General features: G+C 57.5%; 12 protein-coding genes. 8 read left to right on the plus strand and 4 right to left on the minus strand.

Annotated features, from left to right (window positions below; genetic code table 11):
• Positions 1–123 precede the first annotated feature (123 nt).
• The gene (locus tag CHB79_RS02320; RefSeq protein WP_089358755.1) at positions 124–918 is read left to right on the plus strand and encodes an SDR family NAD(P)-dependent oxidoreductase; all 795 of its coding nucleotides are present in this window, start codon (positions 124–126) and stop codon (positions 916–918) included.
• A 77-nt stretch (positions 919–995) separates the two neighbouring features.
• Here CHB79_RS02320 and CHB79_RS02325 read toward each other — a convergent pair whose 3' ends face one another.
• Together CHB79_RS02325 and CHB79_RS02330 are read right to left on the minus strand one after the other, a co-directional pair.
• Entirely contained in the window at positions 996–1,559 is a 564-nt protein-coding gene (locus CHB79_RS02325) for a TetR/AcrR family transcriptional regulator (protein WP_089358756.1), read from the minus strand.
• 93 nt (positions 1,560–1,652) lie between these two features.
• Positions 1,653–2,192, minus strand: coding sequence for a PaaI family thioesterase (locus CHB79_RS02330; protein ID WP_089358757.1), 540 nt, complete (start codon positions 2,190–2,192; stop codon positions 1,653–1,655).
• Positions 2,193–2,336: 144 nt separating this feature from the next.
• Here CHB79_RS02330 and CHB79_RS02335 point away from each other — a divergent pair, with 144 nt between their 5' ends.
• Both CHB79_RS02335 and lpdA read left to right on the plus strand, forming a co-directional pair.
• Positions 2,337–3,545: an MFS transporter gene (locus tag CHB79_RS02335; protein WP_010484996.1), complete on the plus strand. Its 1,209-nt coding sequence runs from the start codon at positions 2,337–2,339 to the stop codon at positions 3,543–3,545.
• Positions 3,546–3,606: 61 nt separating this feature from the next.
• Complete coding sequence (gene lpdA / locus CHB79_RS02340; protein ID WP_010484998.1) at positions 3,607–5,010, plus strand: dihydrolipoyl dehydrogenase; 1,404 nt, start codon at positions 3,607–3,609, stop codon at positions 5,008–5,010.
• A 247-nt stretch (positions 5,011–5,257) separates the two neighbouring features.
• On the opposite strand, the gene CHB79_RS02345 is transcribed toward lpdA, so the two are convergent.
• On the minus strand, positions 5,258–6,691 hold the full coding sequence (locus tag CHB79_RS02345; protein ID WP_010485000.1) for a catalase: 1,434 nt from the start codon (positions 6,689–6,691) through the stop codon (positions 5,258–5,260).
• A 344-nt stretch (positions 6,692–7,035) separates the two neighbouring features.
• Between CHB79_RS02345 and CHB79_RS02350 the strand changes: the two genes are divergently transcribed.
• From CHB79_RS02350 to CHB79_RS02370, 5 genes are all read left to right on the plus strand, one after another.
• Positions 7,036–7,701 carry a phosphatase domain-containing protein gene (locus CHB79_RS02350; RefSeq protein WP_089358758.1) on the plus strand — a complete coding sequence of 222 codons (666 nt, stop codon included), beginning with the start codon at positions 7,036–7,038 and terminating at the stop codon, positions 7,699–7,701.
• A 330-nt stretch (positions 7,702–8,031) separates the two neighbouring features.
• On the plus strand, positions 8,032–8,484 hold the full coding sequence (locus CHB79_RS02355) for a (2Fe-2S)-binding protein (protein ID WP_010485003.1): 453 nt from the start codon (positions 8,032–8,034) through the stop codon (positions 8,482–8,484).
• Between the two features lie 14 nt (positions 8,485–8,498).
• Positions 8,499–10,679: a xanthine dehydrogenase family protein molybdopterin-binding subunit gene (locus CHB79_RS02360; protein WP_089358759.1), complete on the plus strand. Its 2,181-nt coding sequence runs from the start codon at positions 8,499–8,501 to the stop codon at positions 10,677–10,679.
• Between the two features lie 10 nt (positions 10,680–10,689).
• The gene (locus CHB79_RS02365; protein WP_010485007.1) at positions 10,690–11,937 is read left to right on the plus strand and encodes a c-type cytochrome; all 1,248 of its coding nucleotides are present in this window, start codon (positions 10,690–10,692) and stop codon (positions 11,935–11,937) included.
• Between the two features lie 172 nt (positions 11,938–12,109).
• On the plus strand, positions 12,110–13,609 hold the full coding sequence (locus CHB79_RS02370) for a flavin-containing monooxygenase (protein ID WP_089358760.1): 1,500 nt from the start codon (positions 12,110–12,112) through the stop codon (positions 13,607–13,609).
• 16 nt (positions 13,610–13,625) lie between these two features.
• Here the strand turns inward: CHB79_RS02370 and CHB79_RS02375 are convergent, their stop codons facing one another.
• Positions 13,626–14,180: a UPF0149 family protein gene (locus CHB79_RS02375; RefSeq protein WP_089358761.1), complete on the minus strand. Its 555-nt coding sequence runs from the start codon at positions 14,178–14,180 to the stop codon at positions 13,626–13,628.
• Positions 14,181–14,220 lie beyond the last annotated feature (40 nt).

The following is a 14,220-nucleotide window of genomic DNA, read 5'->3' on the forward strand; positions in this document are numbered from 1 at the left end:
GATTTCTATTGGTTGATTTAGATTATAACTGTAATATAAATATAGAATTATGATCGTAATCTAATGTGCGCGATAGTGACTTCACCGGCTCGATAGCAGCCACACCAACCTGAGGAAACAGCAATGAATCAATCTACAAACAAAGGCACTGCCTTGATTACTGGCGCATCCTCGGGGATCGGCGCCACCTATGCGCAGCGCCTGGCCAAGCGTGGTTATGACCTGTTGTTGGTCGCGCGTGACCAGCAACGGCTCGATGGGCTTGCCGAGAACCTGCGCCAGGCATCTGGGGTCAAGGTAGAAGTGCTCAGGGCCGACCTGACTGACAGCGCTGACCTGCAGCGTGTCGAACAGCGTTTGCGTACGGACCCGAGCATCAGCATGTTGGTTAACAATGCCGGCGTTGCAATCAATGGCACCCTGGCCGAGGCGGACGCGGCCAAGGTCAACACTCTTATTCAGTTGAATATCGTGGCCCTGACTCATCTCTCCGCCGCCGCCGCTGCAAGCTTTGGTACAGCGGGGCGCGGTTCAATCATCAACATCGCTTCGGTTGTCGCGTTGATTCCCGAAATGTTCAACGCGGTCTACAGTGCCAGCAAGGCTTATGTGCTGAGCCTGACTCAAACCATGCAGGCAGAGGTCAGCAGCCTAGGGGTGCGGGTCCAGGCGGTATTGCCCGGCGTTACCCGCACCGAAATCTGGGAGCGTTCGGGTATGGATGCTTCGGTCTTGCCTGCGGAGATGATCATGGAAGTTGGCGATATGGTGGATGCCGCCCTGGCAGGTTTTGACCAGGGTGAACTGGTGACTATTCCATCCCTTCCGGACGCGGCGGACTGGCAGGCATTGGTTACGGCGCGGACCAAACTGGGACCGAATCTATCGCGCAATCAGGCGGCGGCGCGCTACAGCTAAGAATGCAAGACCAAAAAGCCCGAGCCAGCAGTCCTGGTTCGGGCTTTTTATTTGGGCAAGGTTTTAGCCTGACTCAATCAACCGGCCGGGACCTGCTCCAACAATTGTTGACGAGCTGTCTTGAGCAGGCGTTGCGACAGTTCGGGATCACTGACACTGCGGGCCAGAACCAGTGCGCCCACCATCGTAGAAAGCAGGGCCACGCTTTGTTCGGCGGCATTGTCGCCCGATAGGCAATCCTCGATGGATTTGAGGCGCTCTTGTATCAACTGGTCGGTAACCGGGCTGGCCTGGCCGCGCTGGCCAAGTTCCGCTGACATGGTTGGCAGTGGGCAACCTTCTGCCGGATTGGCGCAATGGGCGCTGGACAGATAACTGCGAATAAATGTGGCCAGCGGCGCTTCACCGGCGAACAGCTGTTGCGTCTGGCCGCTGAGTTGGTCGGCGCTATGGGTTAATGCGGTTTCAACCAATTCATCCTTGGACTTGAAGTGCGCATAAAAGCCACCGTGAGTCAGGCCCAGGGTTTTCATCAAGGGCTGCAATCCGGTTGCACCAATGCCGTCACGGCGAAACAGGCGTGCTGCCTCTTCAATGATGCGCTGGTGGGTTTTGGCCTTGTGATCGTCCGAGTAACGCATAGCTTGCCTCGCGTTTTTTACATGCTGGCCAACATATTAATTGACCCTGCATCTTTTGGGTAAAGGTTGATGGCCAGCCTGGTGCTGAATACCTTAGCTGGGGCTGCCCATTATCAAGCAAGTGGTGGAGCCAACCGCGTACAGGCGATCATCAACATCATAAATGCGCCCTTCGGCGATTGCCGTCGTGCGACCCAGGTGCACGATGCGGCCTTCGGCCCGTACCGGCCCGACTTTATCGGTCAAGGCGCGTATATAGCTGATGCGCAAGTCGGTTGTCGTATAGCCCTGGCCGCGCTGCAAGCGAGTATGAATCGCGCAGCCCATGCAAGAGTCGAGCAGGGTGGCAGCGTAGCCGCCATGCACTATGCCCAATGGGTTGTAGTGGCGGGTATCGGGGGAGCCTTGAAACAAGAAAAAACCTTCTGCCCATTCAATCGGCACAAAGTCGACCAAGTGCCCGAACGGTGGGCAAGGCAGTTGCCCTTGGCCAATGCCATTGAAGAACTCGGTGGGTGACAATTCACTGACCTGTGCCAGGCTCATGCTGCCAGGTGCGGCCAGCTTGCTGCGGGCGACTTGCTCGGCATCAATCCAGCTTGCCAATTGTTCTTCTCGGGAAACCTTGTCCATCTGACGGTCCTCTGCGGATGTTGGATAAGTCGATTGCTTTATTAAATTACATGTGTAATCTAATTGTGTAAATTATAGTCGTAATATAAATATGTCCAGGGCTATCGGATCATTGGTCCGAGCATTGCTAAGCAGGAAATCGTTATGCACAGCGTCCTTACACCTTCACGCAAGCTCCTCGTATTACTCATGGCGCTCACCGCGCTGGGTGAAATCTCTACTCAGTTGATTATTCCCGCCCTCTCGGCAATCGAGTGGGTGATGGCGGCCAAGCCCGGCAGTAGCTTGCTGGCGCTGTCAGTGTTCGTAGCTGCTTTTGGCCTGGGCCAACTGGTGCTTGGCCCGCTTTCCGATCGACTGGGGCGGCGCCCGATCCTGTTCGCGGGGTTGCTGGTTTACCTGTGTGCGACCTTGTGGATGTTGCTGGCCAACAGCATGGTGGAATTCATCACCGCCCGTGCCTTGCAAGGTTTGGGGGCTTGTTCGGCCTTGGTCATGGCGCGGGCTATTGTGCGCGATGTATGGCAGGCCGAGGCGGGGCCGGCATTGGCCATGACCGTGATAGGCATGCTCTGCGCCATCGTGGTTTCCCCGGCGCTGGGCGGCTTGCTGGTGCGCATCGGCGGTTGGCAGGCGCCTATTCTGATGGCGCTGCTGGTTGCTGGTGCAATTGTCCTGGCGGCGTTGTGCTTTTACCGGGAAAGCAACCGGCAGTTGGACCCTCAAGCTGGAAGGCTGACAAAACTGGTCGCCAACTATGCCGATTTGCTCAAGGACTCTTCCTTCCGGGCCCTGGCCCTGACATTGGCGTTCACCTATGGCGCGATGTTTGCGGTGATTGCCGGTTCCTCAGCTGTCTATATCGGCCTGCTGCACCTGAGTCCCAGCCAATACGGGATGACCATCAGCGCGATTGTGGCAGCCTTGATTGGCGGTGCGCTCTTTACTCAACGCAATATCAGCCGCTTGGGACCGGACAAAATCGTCAGCATCGGCGTGAGCCTGGCTGCCTTTGGTGCGGTTGCGACCCTGGCGATTCATCAAGGTCTGGGGTTGTCCGTGCTGGGGCTTTCACTACCACAGGTTTTGGTGACCCTGGGCGGCGGCATGGTGCTGCCCGCTAGCGTCGCCGGTGCGGTGATACCCAACGCCCACAGGGCCGGCCTGGCGGCAGGGTTCATGGGCTTTGCCCAGATGGCCGGGGCAACCTTCAGCGGTGTGCTGTTGACCGCTCTGCAAGATGGCAGCGCCTGGGCTATGGTTTTTCTCAATGCCAGCTTCGCATTTATTGCCTGGTCGCTGTTCCACCTGCTGCAACGCCGACGCCGTGCCGCCGAGCTTGCAGTGCAATGATCCCTGGCTGCGTTTTGGTGCCGTTTTAAGCTGAACAACAGCAATCTTGAAGGTAATCGACATGAGTGAAAGCTACGACGTGGTGATTATTGGCGGTGGGCCTGGCGGGTATAACGCAGCCATCCGTGCCGGACAATTGGGGTTGAAGGTTGCCTGCGTCGAGGGCCGTGAAACCCTGGGCGGCACCTGCCTCAATGTTGGCTGCATGCCATCGAAGGCCCTGCTGCATGCCTCTGAGTTGTATGAGGCCGCCAGCAGCGGCGAGCTGAACAGCTTGGGTGTTGAGGTGCAACCGACCCTGAACCTGGCGCAAATGATGAAACAGAAAGATGCCAGCGTCAGCGCGTTGACCAAGGGTATCGAGTTTCTGTTTCGCAAGAACAAGGTTGACTGGATCAAGGGCTGGGCCAGGCTCGAGGGCGTTGGCAAGGTCAGCGTCAGCCATGCCGACGGTAGCCAGAGCCAGTTGCAGGCCCGCGACATCGTGCTGGCCAGCGGCTCGGAGCCAGCGCCTTTGCCGGGCGTCGCGGTCGATAACAAGCGCATCATCGACTCTACCGGCGCACTTGAACTGCCTGAGGTGCCCGGACATCTGGTGGTTATCGGCGCAGGAGTTATTGGGCTGGAACTGGGCTCGGTATGGCGACGCTTGGGCAGCAAGGTGACTGTGGTTGAGTACCTGGATCGTATCTGCCCCGGCTTGGACACCGAGACGGCCACCGCGCTGCAACGCACGCTGGCGAAACAAGGCATCAGCTTCAAGTTGGGTGCCAAAGTTGTGGCCGCGCAAAGTTCGGACAGTGGAGTTGAACTGAATATAGAAGCTGCCGCAGGTGGTGCGAGTGAAGTCTTGCAGGCCGATTATGTGCTGGTTGCCATTGGCCGGCGTCCATACACAGAAGGCCTTGGGCTGGAGAACGTTGGCCTGAGTACTGATAAGCGTGGCATGCTCGGCAATCAACAGCATCGCAGCGAAGTGCCAGGTATCTGGGTCATAGGTGATGTCACTTCGGGGCCGATGCTCGCGCACAAGGCCGAAGATGAGGCCATTGCCTGTATCGAGCGCATTGCCGGCCATGCTGCCGAAGTGAATTACGGGGTGATTCCCAGTGTGATCTACACCAGGCCCGAGGTGGCCAGTGTCGGTAGCAGCGAGCAGGCGCTCAAGGAGCAGGGGCGTGCCTATAAGGTCGGCAAGTTTCCGTTCACGGCCAACAGCCGGGCGAAAATAAACCATGAGGCCGAAGGTTTCGTCAAAGTGCTGGCGGACGAGCGCACCGATCAGATCCTCGGCGTGCATATCATTGGCCCAAGTGCCGGTGAGTTGATTGGTGAGTATTGCGTGGCGATGGAGTTTTCGGCCAGTGCCGAAGATATTGCGTTGATTTGCCACCCACATCCAACACGCTCGGAGGCATTGCGCCAGGCGGCAATGAATGTGCACGGCTGGGCCATGCAAGCCTAGAAACCCTCTGGAAAACTGCTGCGCTCGATATACTTCGCTACCTAAAGTCGAGCGCGATCCGGTGGCTTTTTCGCAGTTTTTTACTCGCTGCGCTCGCCCTTCGGGCCAGCCTTTGGCTGTTGCTCCCGTTGTTCGATGCGCCTTGTCCTGTTGTCGCTCGCTGCCTTTCTCAGAGGATCACCGGGAAACCGGATTGGGCCTGCGTGACGAAAGCCCGCCAGGTTTGGCCTGGCGGGCTTTTTAGGCTTTACAGACCAAGAGCCTTGGCCAGGCCTGCGCCGTAGGCCGGGTCGGCCTTGGTGCAGTTGTCGACATGGCGTTGCTTGATCTCATTCGGCACCCCGTCCATGGCGCGAGCGGTGTTGTCGAACAAGGCTTGCTGTTGCTCCGGGCTCATCAGGCGAAACAGGTCGCCTGGCTGTTCGTAGTGGTCATCATCAACCCGGTGATCCCAGGCCTTGGCGTCGCCATCGAGTGGCAACGCCGGTTCGGCCAATGCCTGGTGATCGGCCCATTCGCCCTGGCTGTTGGGCCAGTAGGCGATTTTCGAACCGAGATTGCCATCGGTGCGCATATGACCATCGCGGTGGAAGCTTTGGTGCGGGCAGATTGGCGCGTTGACCGGGATGTGGTTGAAGTTGACGCCCAGGCGATAGCGCTGTGCATCGCCATATGAGAACAGGCGCGCCTGCAGCATTTTGTCGGGTGAGAAGCCAATGCCGGGCACAATATTGGCGGGCGAGAAGGCGGCTTGTTCAACCTCGGCGAAATGATTTTCAGCGTTGCGATTGAGCTGCATGACACCGACGTCGATCAGCGGGTAGTCGCCATGGGGCCAGACTTTGGTCAAGTCGAATGGGTTGTGTTTGTGATGGCGCGCCTGGTCTTCGGTCATGACCTGGATACGCAGCTTCCAGGACGGGAAATCACCCGCTTCGATGCTTTCGTAAAGGTCGCGCATGCTGCTTTCGCGGTCTTTACCGACTACGGCTTCAGCTTCTGCGTCAGTCAGGTTTTCGATGCCTTGCAGGCACTCGAAGTGAAACTTGACCCAGACCCGTTCGTTCGCTGCGTTGAGCATGCTGAAGGTGTGACTGCCAAAGCCGTGCATGTGCCTGAAGTCTTTCGGGATGCCACGGTCACTCATGACGATGGTTACCTGGTGCAACGCTTCCGGCAGCAGGGTCCAGAAGTCCCAGTTGCTGGTCGCGTTGCGCATGCCCGTGCGTGGATCACGCTTGACCACGTGATTGAGGTCAGGGAAGCGCATTGGGTCACGGAAGAAGAACACCGGGGTATTGTTGCCGACCAGGTCCCAGTTGCCTTCCTCGGTGTAGAACTTGACGGCGAAGCCACGGATGTCGCGCTCGGCATCGGCGGCACCACGCTCACCGGCCACCGTTGAGAAACGCAGGAACAGCGGGGTTTCCTTACCGACCTTGGAAAACAGTGCTGCGCGGCAATATTGGCTGATGTCGTGGGTTACGGTGAAGGTTCCGTAGGCGCCGGAGCCCTTGGCATGCATGCGCCGCTCTGGAATCACTTCACGGTCGAAATGCGCCAGTTTTTCAATCAGCCAGATGTCTTGCAGAAGTGCCGGACCACGGGGACCGGCCGTTTGGGTATTGAGGTTATCGACTACGGGGGCGCCAGTGGCGTGGGTCAGGCTTTTCTCGGTCATTGCTGAGTTCCTAGTTATTGAGTTGGCTCTGCAGTTGAAACACTTGAAAAACGGCTGAATCTGGAGTTTTCAGGGCTTCATGGGCCAGGTTGCTGGGCTTTACGGTGGGTACTATCACCCAGACTAGTCAGCTTTATGCAGGGCTTCTACTGTCTATTGGTATACGTTCTTGGGGAGCCTCTGAAAAACCTCTGCGCTGCGTCGCTCGCGATCCTTTTCAGAGGCTCCCGAGACTAGACAGTCTTTATTGCCCAAGATTACGCATGGCGTTTTCTTCACATCCATTTCATCGGCTTTTCACATGCTGGCTCATACCCTTGTGCTCCTGATAACGGGAGCTGTCAATGCCATTATTGTCTCGAAAAATCATTCTGGGCCTCGCTGCCATCGGCATTGCAGCCACTGCTTTTGCCAGCGCGGCTCGTCACCCGATCAGTCCGGTTGCGGAGCAGCACCAGCAGCAATGGGCCACGCCGGTGGATAAGCGCTTCAACCTGTATCGGATGACTCCAAGCCTCTACCGTAGCGCGCTGCCGGACCAGGACAATGTCGCAACCCTGCAGGCCGCCGGGATCGGCACCGTTGTCAGTTTTATCAAGGATGATGACAAGCAATGGCTTGGTGACACGCCAATGCACAGGGTAAACATTGCGCTGCATGCTGATCGGGTGACCGATGCCGATGTCATCCGGGTGCTGCACGTGATTGAGCGGGCGCAGACAGAGGGCGCGGTATTGATGCACTGCAAGCATGGCCGCGACCGCACAGGCCTGATGGCCGCGATGTATCGCATGGTTATCCAGGGCTGGAGCAAGCCAGAGGCGTTGAGCGAGATGCGCAGCGGTGGTTATGGCAATCCCCGCGAGATGGAAGACGCGCTGGCTTACCTTGAACAGGTTGATCCCGTGGCCATTCGCGCCGCATATCGGGCAGGCCAATGCAGCACAACGCTATTTTCGACCTGCTATGCCAGGGAGTGGCTTCAGAGCGTACTGGCAGCTAGTCGCTAACTTCAAGCCAAGCCTGCTGGCGCGCCTGCATCACGGCTGTTCCTCGGTGGGGCGGCTGTTCTTTCTGGTGTCAGGCAAGCTGCAACATTTCAGGTGCTGCTTCAGTTACAGGGTGAATTTAATAGACGACTGGTCTATTCTTCTGACCCAGAACTTTAGATAGGTCGCGCTGCTTTGCACTGGGCAAGTTTGACTTTTAGGGTATTTTAGCCAATGGATTTAGATGACCGGGTGTCGGCATTGCGCTGTTTTCCCTGTCTTACCAGGGCAGAGGATGCTCGCTGCGTGAACCTTGTCTTTGGACTTAGCTAATTTTTATGTGAGGTCGCCATGCACACACTTTCGATCAATGGAAATGAACAACAGGTTGATGTGCCCGGCGATATGCCGTTGCTCTGGGTGCTGCGTGATGTGCTGGGGATGACCGGCACCAAGTTTGGATGTGGAATTGCCCAGTGCGGGGTTTGCACTGTGCACCTTGATGGCAAAGCCGTGCGCTCATGTGTACTGCCCATCAGCTCCGCGGTTGGCCATGAGATCAGCACCATCGAGGCCATAGGCGAAACCGAGGTCGGCCAGAAGGTCCAGGCTTCCTGGCTCGAGCATGAGGTGGTGCAGTGTGGTTATTGCCAGTCCGGGCAAATAATGTCCGCTGTGGCCTTGCTTGAGAAACAGCCAGACGCGGATGACGCGGCCATTGATGCGGCCATGGCTGGCAATCTTTGTCGTTGCGCCACCTACACCCGTATTCGTGCCGCCATCAAAAGCGTCAGCCAGGCTTAAGGAGCAGTCTACCCATGGAAAAGCCACGCTTTAAATCTTCTCGTCGACGCTTTTTGCAAGGCAGCACACTGGCCATGGGGGGGCTGGTATTGAGTACCTGGTTGCCGCCCCTGATAGCGCGTAGTGCGGCGGCCGACGCCGTAGCTCCAGGCCGTCTTGGCGAACAAAGCCCAACGGGTTATGGCGCTTTTGTGCGGGTTGGGCATGATGGCCGGGTAACGGTGATTTCACCCAAGATCGAAATGGGCCAGGGTACCCATACCGGCATCGCGATGATGGTTGCCGAAGAGCTTGAAGTCAGCCTTGACCAGGTCGAGGTGGTCGATGCGCCGCCAAACCACAAGTTATACAGTGATGCGTTGCTGGAGTTTCAGGGCACCGGTGGTTCAACTGCGACGCGTGTCACCTGGGAACCATTGCGCCAGGCTGGGGCAACTGCGCGGATCCTGTTGATCCAGGCCGCTGCGCTGGGCTGGAAGGTTGCGCCAAGCCAGTGCCACGCAGAAAACGCAGTGGTGTTTGGCCCCAATGGTTTGCGAGCAGGCTATGGCGAACTGGTCGATGCAGCCAGTGCCTTGCCGGTGCCCACTGATGTGCCGCTTAAAAAGCCTGAGCAGTTCAAGCTGATTGGCAAGCCTCTGCAGCGTGTCGATACGCCAAACAAGGTCAATGGCAAAACCAAATTCACCATCGATCTCAGTGTCCCGGACATGCAGATCGCCTCGACACTTACTTGCCCGGTGCATGGCGGAACCTTGCGCAGTGTTGATGATAGCGCCGCGCGTAAAGTGCCGGGGGTGCGTGATGTGGTCAAGCTAGACAACGCCGTCGCGGTTATCGCCAGTAATTACTGGGCCTGCCAGCAAGGCCTCAATGCCCTGAAAATCGACTGGGACCTGGGCGCCAATGCGTCGATCAACTCGGCTGAGCTGGAGCAGGCCCTGCAAGATGCCAGCAGCCGTGATGGCGTGATTGCCCATAAAACAGGCGACATCAGCGCCAGCCTGAAATCGGCCAGCAGCCAGTTTGAAGCGGTTTATGAGCAAGCCTTTCTGTCTCACTCGCCGCTCGAACCCATGACCTGCGTTGTCCATGTCCGCCCGGATGCTTGCGATCTTTGGGTCGGCACCCAGGTGCCGGTTTTTGCCCAGCAGACCGCTGCACAGGTCACAGGTTTGGCCCCGGAAACGATCACCGTGCATAACCAGTTGATTGGTGGTGCTTTTGGCCGGCGGCTGGATTTCGACTTCATCACCCAGGCGGTGGCCATTGCCAAGCAGGTCAGCTATCCGATCAAGCTGATCTGGAGCCGGGAGGAGGACATGACCCACGACATGTACCGTCCTCACTATGTCGATCGCATCACTGCCGCCTTCGAGGGCGACAAGCTGCTGGGCTGGCAGCATCGCATTGCAGGTGCTTCGGTGTTGGCCCGTTATGCGGGTAGCCTGCCGGAAAACGGCGTGGATGCCGACGCCGTGGAAGTGGCAATCGAGCCGCTATACGCCATGGACAATTTGCAGGTGCACTACATCCGTGAAGAGCCAAAAGCCATCCCGGTCTCCTGGTGGCGCGGAGTTGGGCCATTGCGCAGCACCTATGTGCTGGAAAGTTTTATCGATGAGCTGGCGCATAACGCCAAGGCTGACCCGCTGGAGTATCGCCTCAAGCTGATGCAAGGCCAGCCCCGTGCACAGGCGGTGTTGAAAATGCTTGCGGAAAAAGCGGATTGGAAAACGCCGCTGCCTGCCGGGCAAGGGCGCGGCTTGTCGGTGAGTGCGGTGTTTGGCAGCTTTGTGGCGAGCATGGTCGAGTTGGAGATGCAGGGCGACAAAGGCGTGCGCATCAAGCGTCTGGTCAGTGTTATCGACTGTGGCCTGGTGACCAACCCGACTTCGGTCATGGCGCAGATTGAAGGTGGCACCTTGTTCGGCTTGTCCGCAGCATTCTTCAACGAGATTTTGCTCGAGCAAGGCCAGGTCCAGCAAACCAACTTCCATAACTACCGGCAGATACGTATCAGCGAAGTACCTGGGGTGGAGGTGCATCTGATGCCTAGCCTGGAGTTGCCTGGTGGCGTAGGTGAAGCCGGCACCGCGCTCATTGCACCGGCGCTGGTCAATGCACTGCATGCCGCCTCTGGCGAGCGCGTGCGGCGCTTGCCGCTGACCCGCGCGGGTTACTACATTGTTTAAGGATGAACTCATGAACACTTTGAAAAACATCCTGGTGCTTTTAGGCTTGTCCCTCGTCTCCGGCGGGGCTATGGCTGCTGGCACCGATACACAAGCCTCGGCCGATGCGCTGGTCAAGAAGGGCGCCTACCTGGCCAAGGCAGCCGATTGTGTGGCTTGCCATACCACCAAAAAGGGCAAGCCCTTTGCCGGTGGCGTCGAATTCGAGCTGCCTTTCGGTTCGCTTTTTTCGCCGAATATCACCCCTGATGTCGACACCGGGATAGGAGCCTGGACTGATGATGAATTTGTCAGTGCGCTGCAAGAAGGCGTGGGGCGTGACGGTAAGCACTATTACCCGGCATTTCCCTATACCTCGTACAGCCTGATGCCAAGGGATGAAATCCTGGCGATCAAGGCATATCTGTTCAGTTTGCCTGCGGTCAAGCAGGCACCGATCGAAAACACCTTGTCGTTTCCATTCAACCAGCGCTGGGGCATGTTCTTCTGGAATGCACTGTTTCTCGATAACCAGCGGTACGAGCCGGATAGCAAGCAGTCGGCCGAGTGGAACCGAGGTGCCTACCTGGTTCAGGGACCCGGCCACTGTGGTGAGTGCCACACGCCGCGTACCATTTTCCAGTCGCTCGACAAGGATCAAGCCCTGGCCGGTGCGCCTATCCAGGGTTGGCAGGCCTACAACATAAGCGCTGATCCGCTGTACGGCATTGGTGCCTGGTCGGTCGAGGATCTCACTCACTACATGGCCAAGGGCTATGCATCTGGCCATGGCTTTGCAGGTGGGCCAATGGCTTCGGTGGTTGAACACAGCTTGAGCCAGCTGACCCCGCAAGATCAAAAGGCTATCGCCGTCTACCTGAAAAGCACACCAGCGCACAGCAGCGGAATTGCTCGCGCCACAACCGACGACCTGAGCGCCAGAGCCGTGGTTGTCGATGATCTGGGCAGCAAGATTTTTGCTGAAGCCTGTGCCGCATGTCACCGCTGGGACGGCGAGGGTAACCAGAGCCCAACCGCCAAGTTGGCTGGTTTGAAGACCGTAAATGATCCAGCGGCGGCAAACTTGCTCGGGGTCCTGCTCAATGGCCATAGCAATATGGGTTCGCCTGTTGATCAACGCATGCCGAACTTTGCCAAGGGTTATAACGACCAGGAACTGGCCGCCGTCAGTTCCTTCGTGCTCAAGCACTTTGGCCAGAGTGGCGGCGTGGTGACACCAGAAGCCGTAGCGGAGCGGCGCAAGGTGAAAAGTCACTGATCCCAACCACGGTTGCGACCCCAAACCTGCGCCGGGCCCCTTGATTCAGAGTCCCGGCGTTTTTATAAGCGCCTATCAGCGCCAATGTTTATTGGGTATTGGGTGAAACCAAGCAGTTGCTTGGTGCTATTGTTTGCAAGAGCAAATGTGTTCAGCGCGAGAATAAAACTATATGGCTCATGAACATCACTCCATCGTCATTATTGGTGCAGGCTTGTCTGGTATCGGCATGGCTTGTCATCTCGCCCGGGAGTGCCCGGACAAGCGCTTCAGCATTATTGAGCGACGTGACAATATCGGCGGTACCTGGGATCTGTTTCGCTATCCGGGTATTCGCTCGGATTCGGATATGTTCAGCTTCGGTTACCGGTTTCGCCCCTGGAACGAGTTGAAAGTGCTGGCCGACGGCCCTTCGATACGCCAGTACATCAGCGAGACGGCCGAGCAATACGGTATCACCCGGCATATTCGGTTTGGCGCCGAGGTCAGTGCCGCCGATTGGTCGAGCGCTGAGCAGCGCTGGACGTTGGAGGTACAGGACAATGCCAGCGGCCAGACCCGGCATATCACCTGCGATTTCTTGATTTCCTGCACGGGGTATTACAACCACCGCAGTGGCTACCTGCCTGATTTTCCTGGTATCGAGCAGTTCAATGGACAGTGTATTCATCCACAGCATTGGCCTGAACATCTCGATTACCAAGGCAAGCGCGTTGTGGTGATCGGCAGTGGTGCGACGGCGGTCACGCTGGTGCCGGCCATGGCTGAGAGCGCTGCGCATATCACCATGCTGCAACGCTCGCCTTCCTATATTTTTTCGGTACCGGGGCAGGACAAGTTGAGTGCCTTGCTGCGCCGTCTTCTGCCTGAGTCCTGGGTCTACAAATTGGCACGCAAGCGCAATATCCGCCTGCAACGCTGGATGTTCAAGGCGGCGAGGCGCTGGCCCAATAAAGTCCGTGCGATATTGCTCAAGGGCGTGCGGAAACAGCTGCCCGATGATTTTGATATGCGCCATTTCAGCCCGAGTTACATGCCCTGGGATGAGCGCCTGTGCGCCGTGCCCGATGGGGATTTGTTCCGCGCAATCAGTAATGGCAAGGCGTCTATCGTGACGGATCGAATCAAGTCCTTTAGCGAACGGGGCATTGCGCTTGAGTCCGGCCAACAACTGGATGCCGATATCATCATCACCGCAACGGGTTTGCAGGTGCAGGTACTTGGCGGCCTTGCATTGAGCCTGGATGGCGTGCCGTGCCAGCTCAACCAGCACCTGACCTACAAAGGGGTGATGGTAGATGGCGTACCAAACATGGGCTGGATATTTGGCTACACCAATGCGTCCTGGACACTCAAGGCCGATATTGCGGCAGGGTACTTTTGTCGCCTGCTCAAGCACATGGACCAGCACCAGTATCAAACCGTGGTGGCGCACGATGCCGAGGGCTGTGCTGAAAGCGAGTCCATAATGGGGGCATTGAAATCTGGCTATGTGCAGCGTGCCAATGAAGTCCTGCCGCGTCAGGGCTCGAAGCTGCCATGGCGACTGCTGAATGACTACGCTCGCGATTCACGAATGTTGCTCGACGAGCCAATTGCCGATCGCTATTTGCAGTTTGCCCCGGCCGAGGCTGTGCGCGCCTCGCTCAAGGCCGAGCCGCAACCGGGCTAAATGGTATAGAGCAGGCTCAGCGTTGGGCTATCCAGTGATCGTGAATGGCCAGCACCGCCGGTTTGATGGCGGCAACGCTCTGGTTATGAAGCGCCATGTCGAGGTCTGCGGCCGGTTCAAAGTTGTCCTGTTCGGCGCATAGCGAGATGGCCTGGAACTTGGCCGTCAGGGGCGCAGGCAAATCTGGCCAATTGCCCAAGGCGGCACCGCGCAGGTAACCAAAGCACCATTCTTCAGCCAGGGGCAGCGGTTGACCTTGATGCTCGGTTTGCTCAAACCGTGGATTGAACGCCTGAGGGTTCATCGCCAACTGGCTGGCCAGGCTGTTCATGTGGCGTACGCACAGGTCGATAAATTGCTTGGCTTGCTCGGGGCTGCTCCAGTCAGGCGTTTGGCCACCCCAGATTGTTGGGAACCACTCACTGATATCCACCTGGACGGGACTTGAAACCAGCGCCGTGAAATAACCATCAAGTTCGGAGCAATTGAGTACGCAATTATCATCGCCGTATTCGAGCAGGGTGTCTTCGATAAAGTCGAAGTCGACAGCATTGAGAGGTTGGTCTTGCATGGGAGTGCTCCGCTAACGACGGCATCAGGGCTGTATTGAA

Source organism: Pseudomonas segetis (assembly GCF_900188155.1).
Taxonomy (GTDB): Bacteria; Pseudomonadota; Gammaproteobacteria; order Pseudomonadales; family Pseudomonadaceae; genus Aquipseudomonas; species Aquipseudomonas segetis.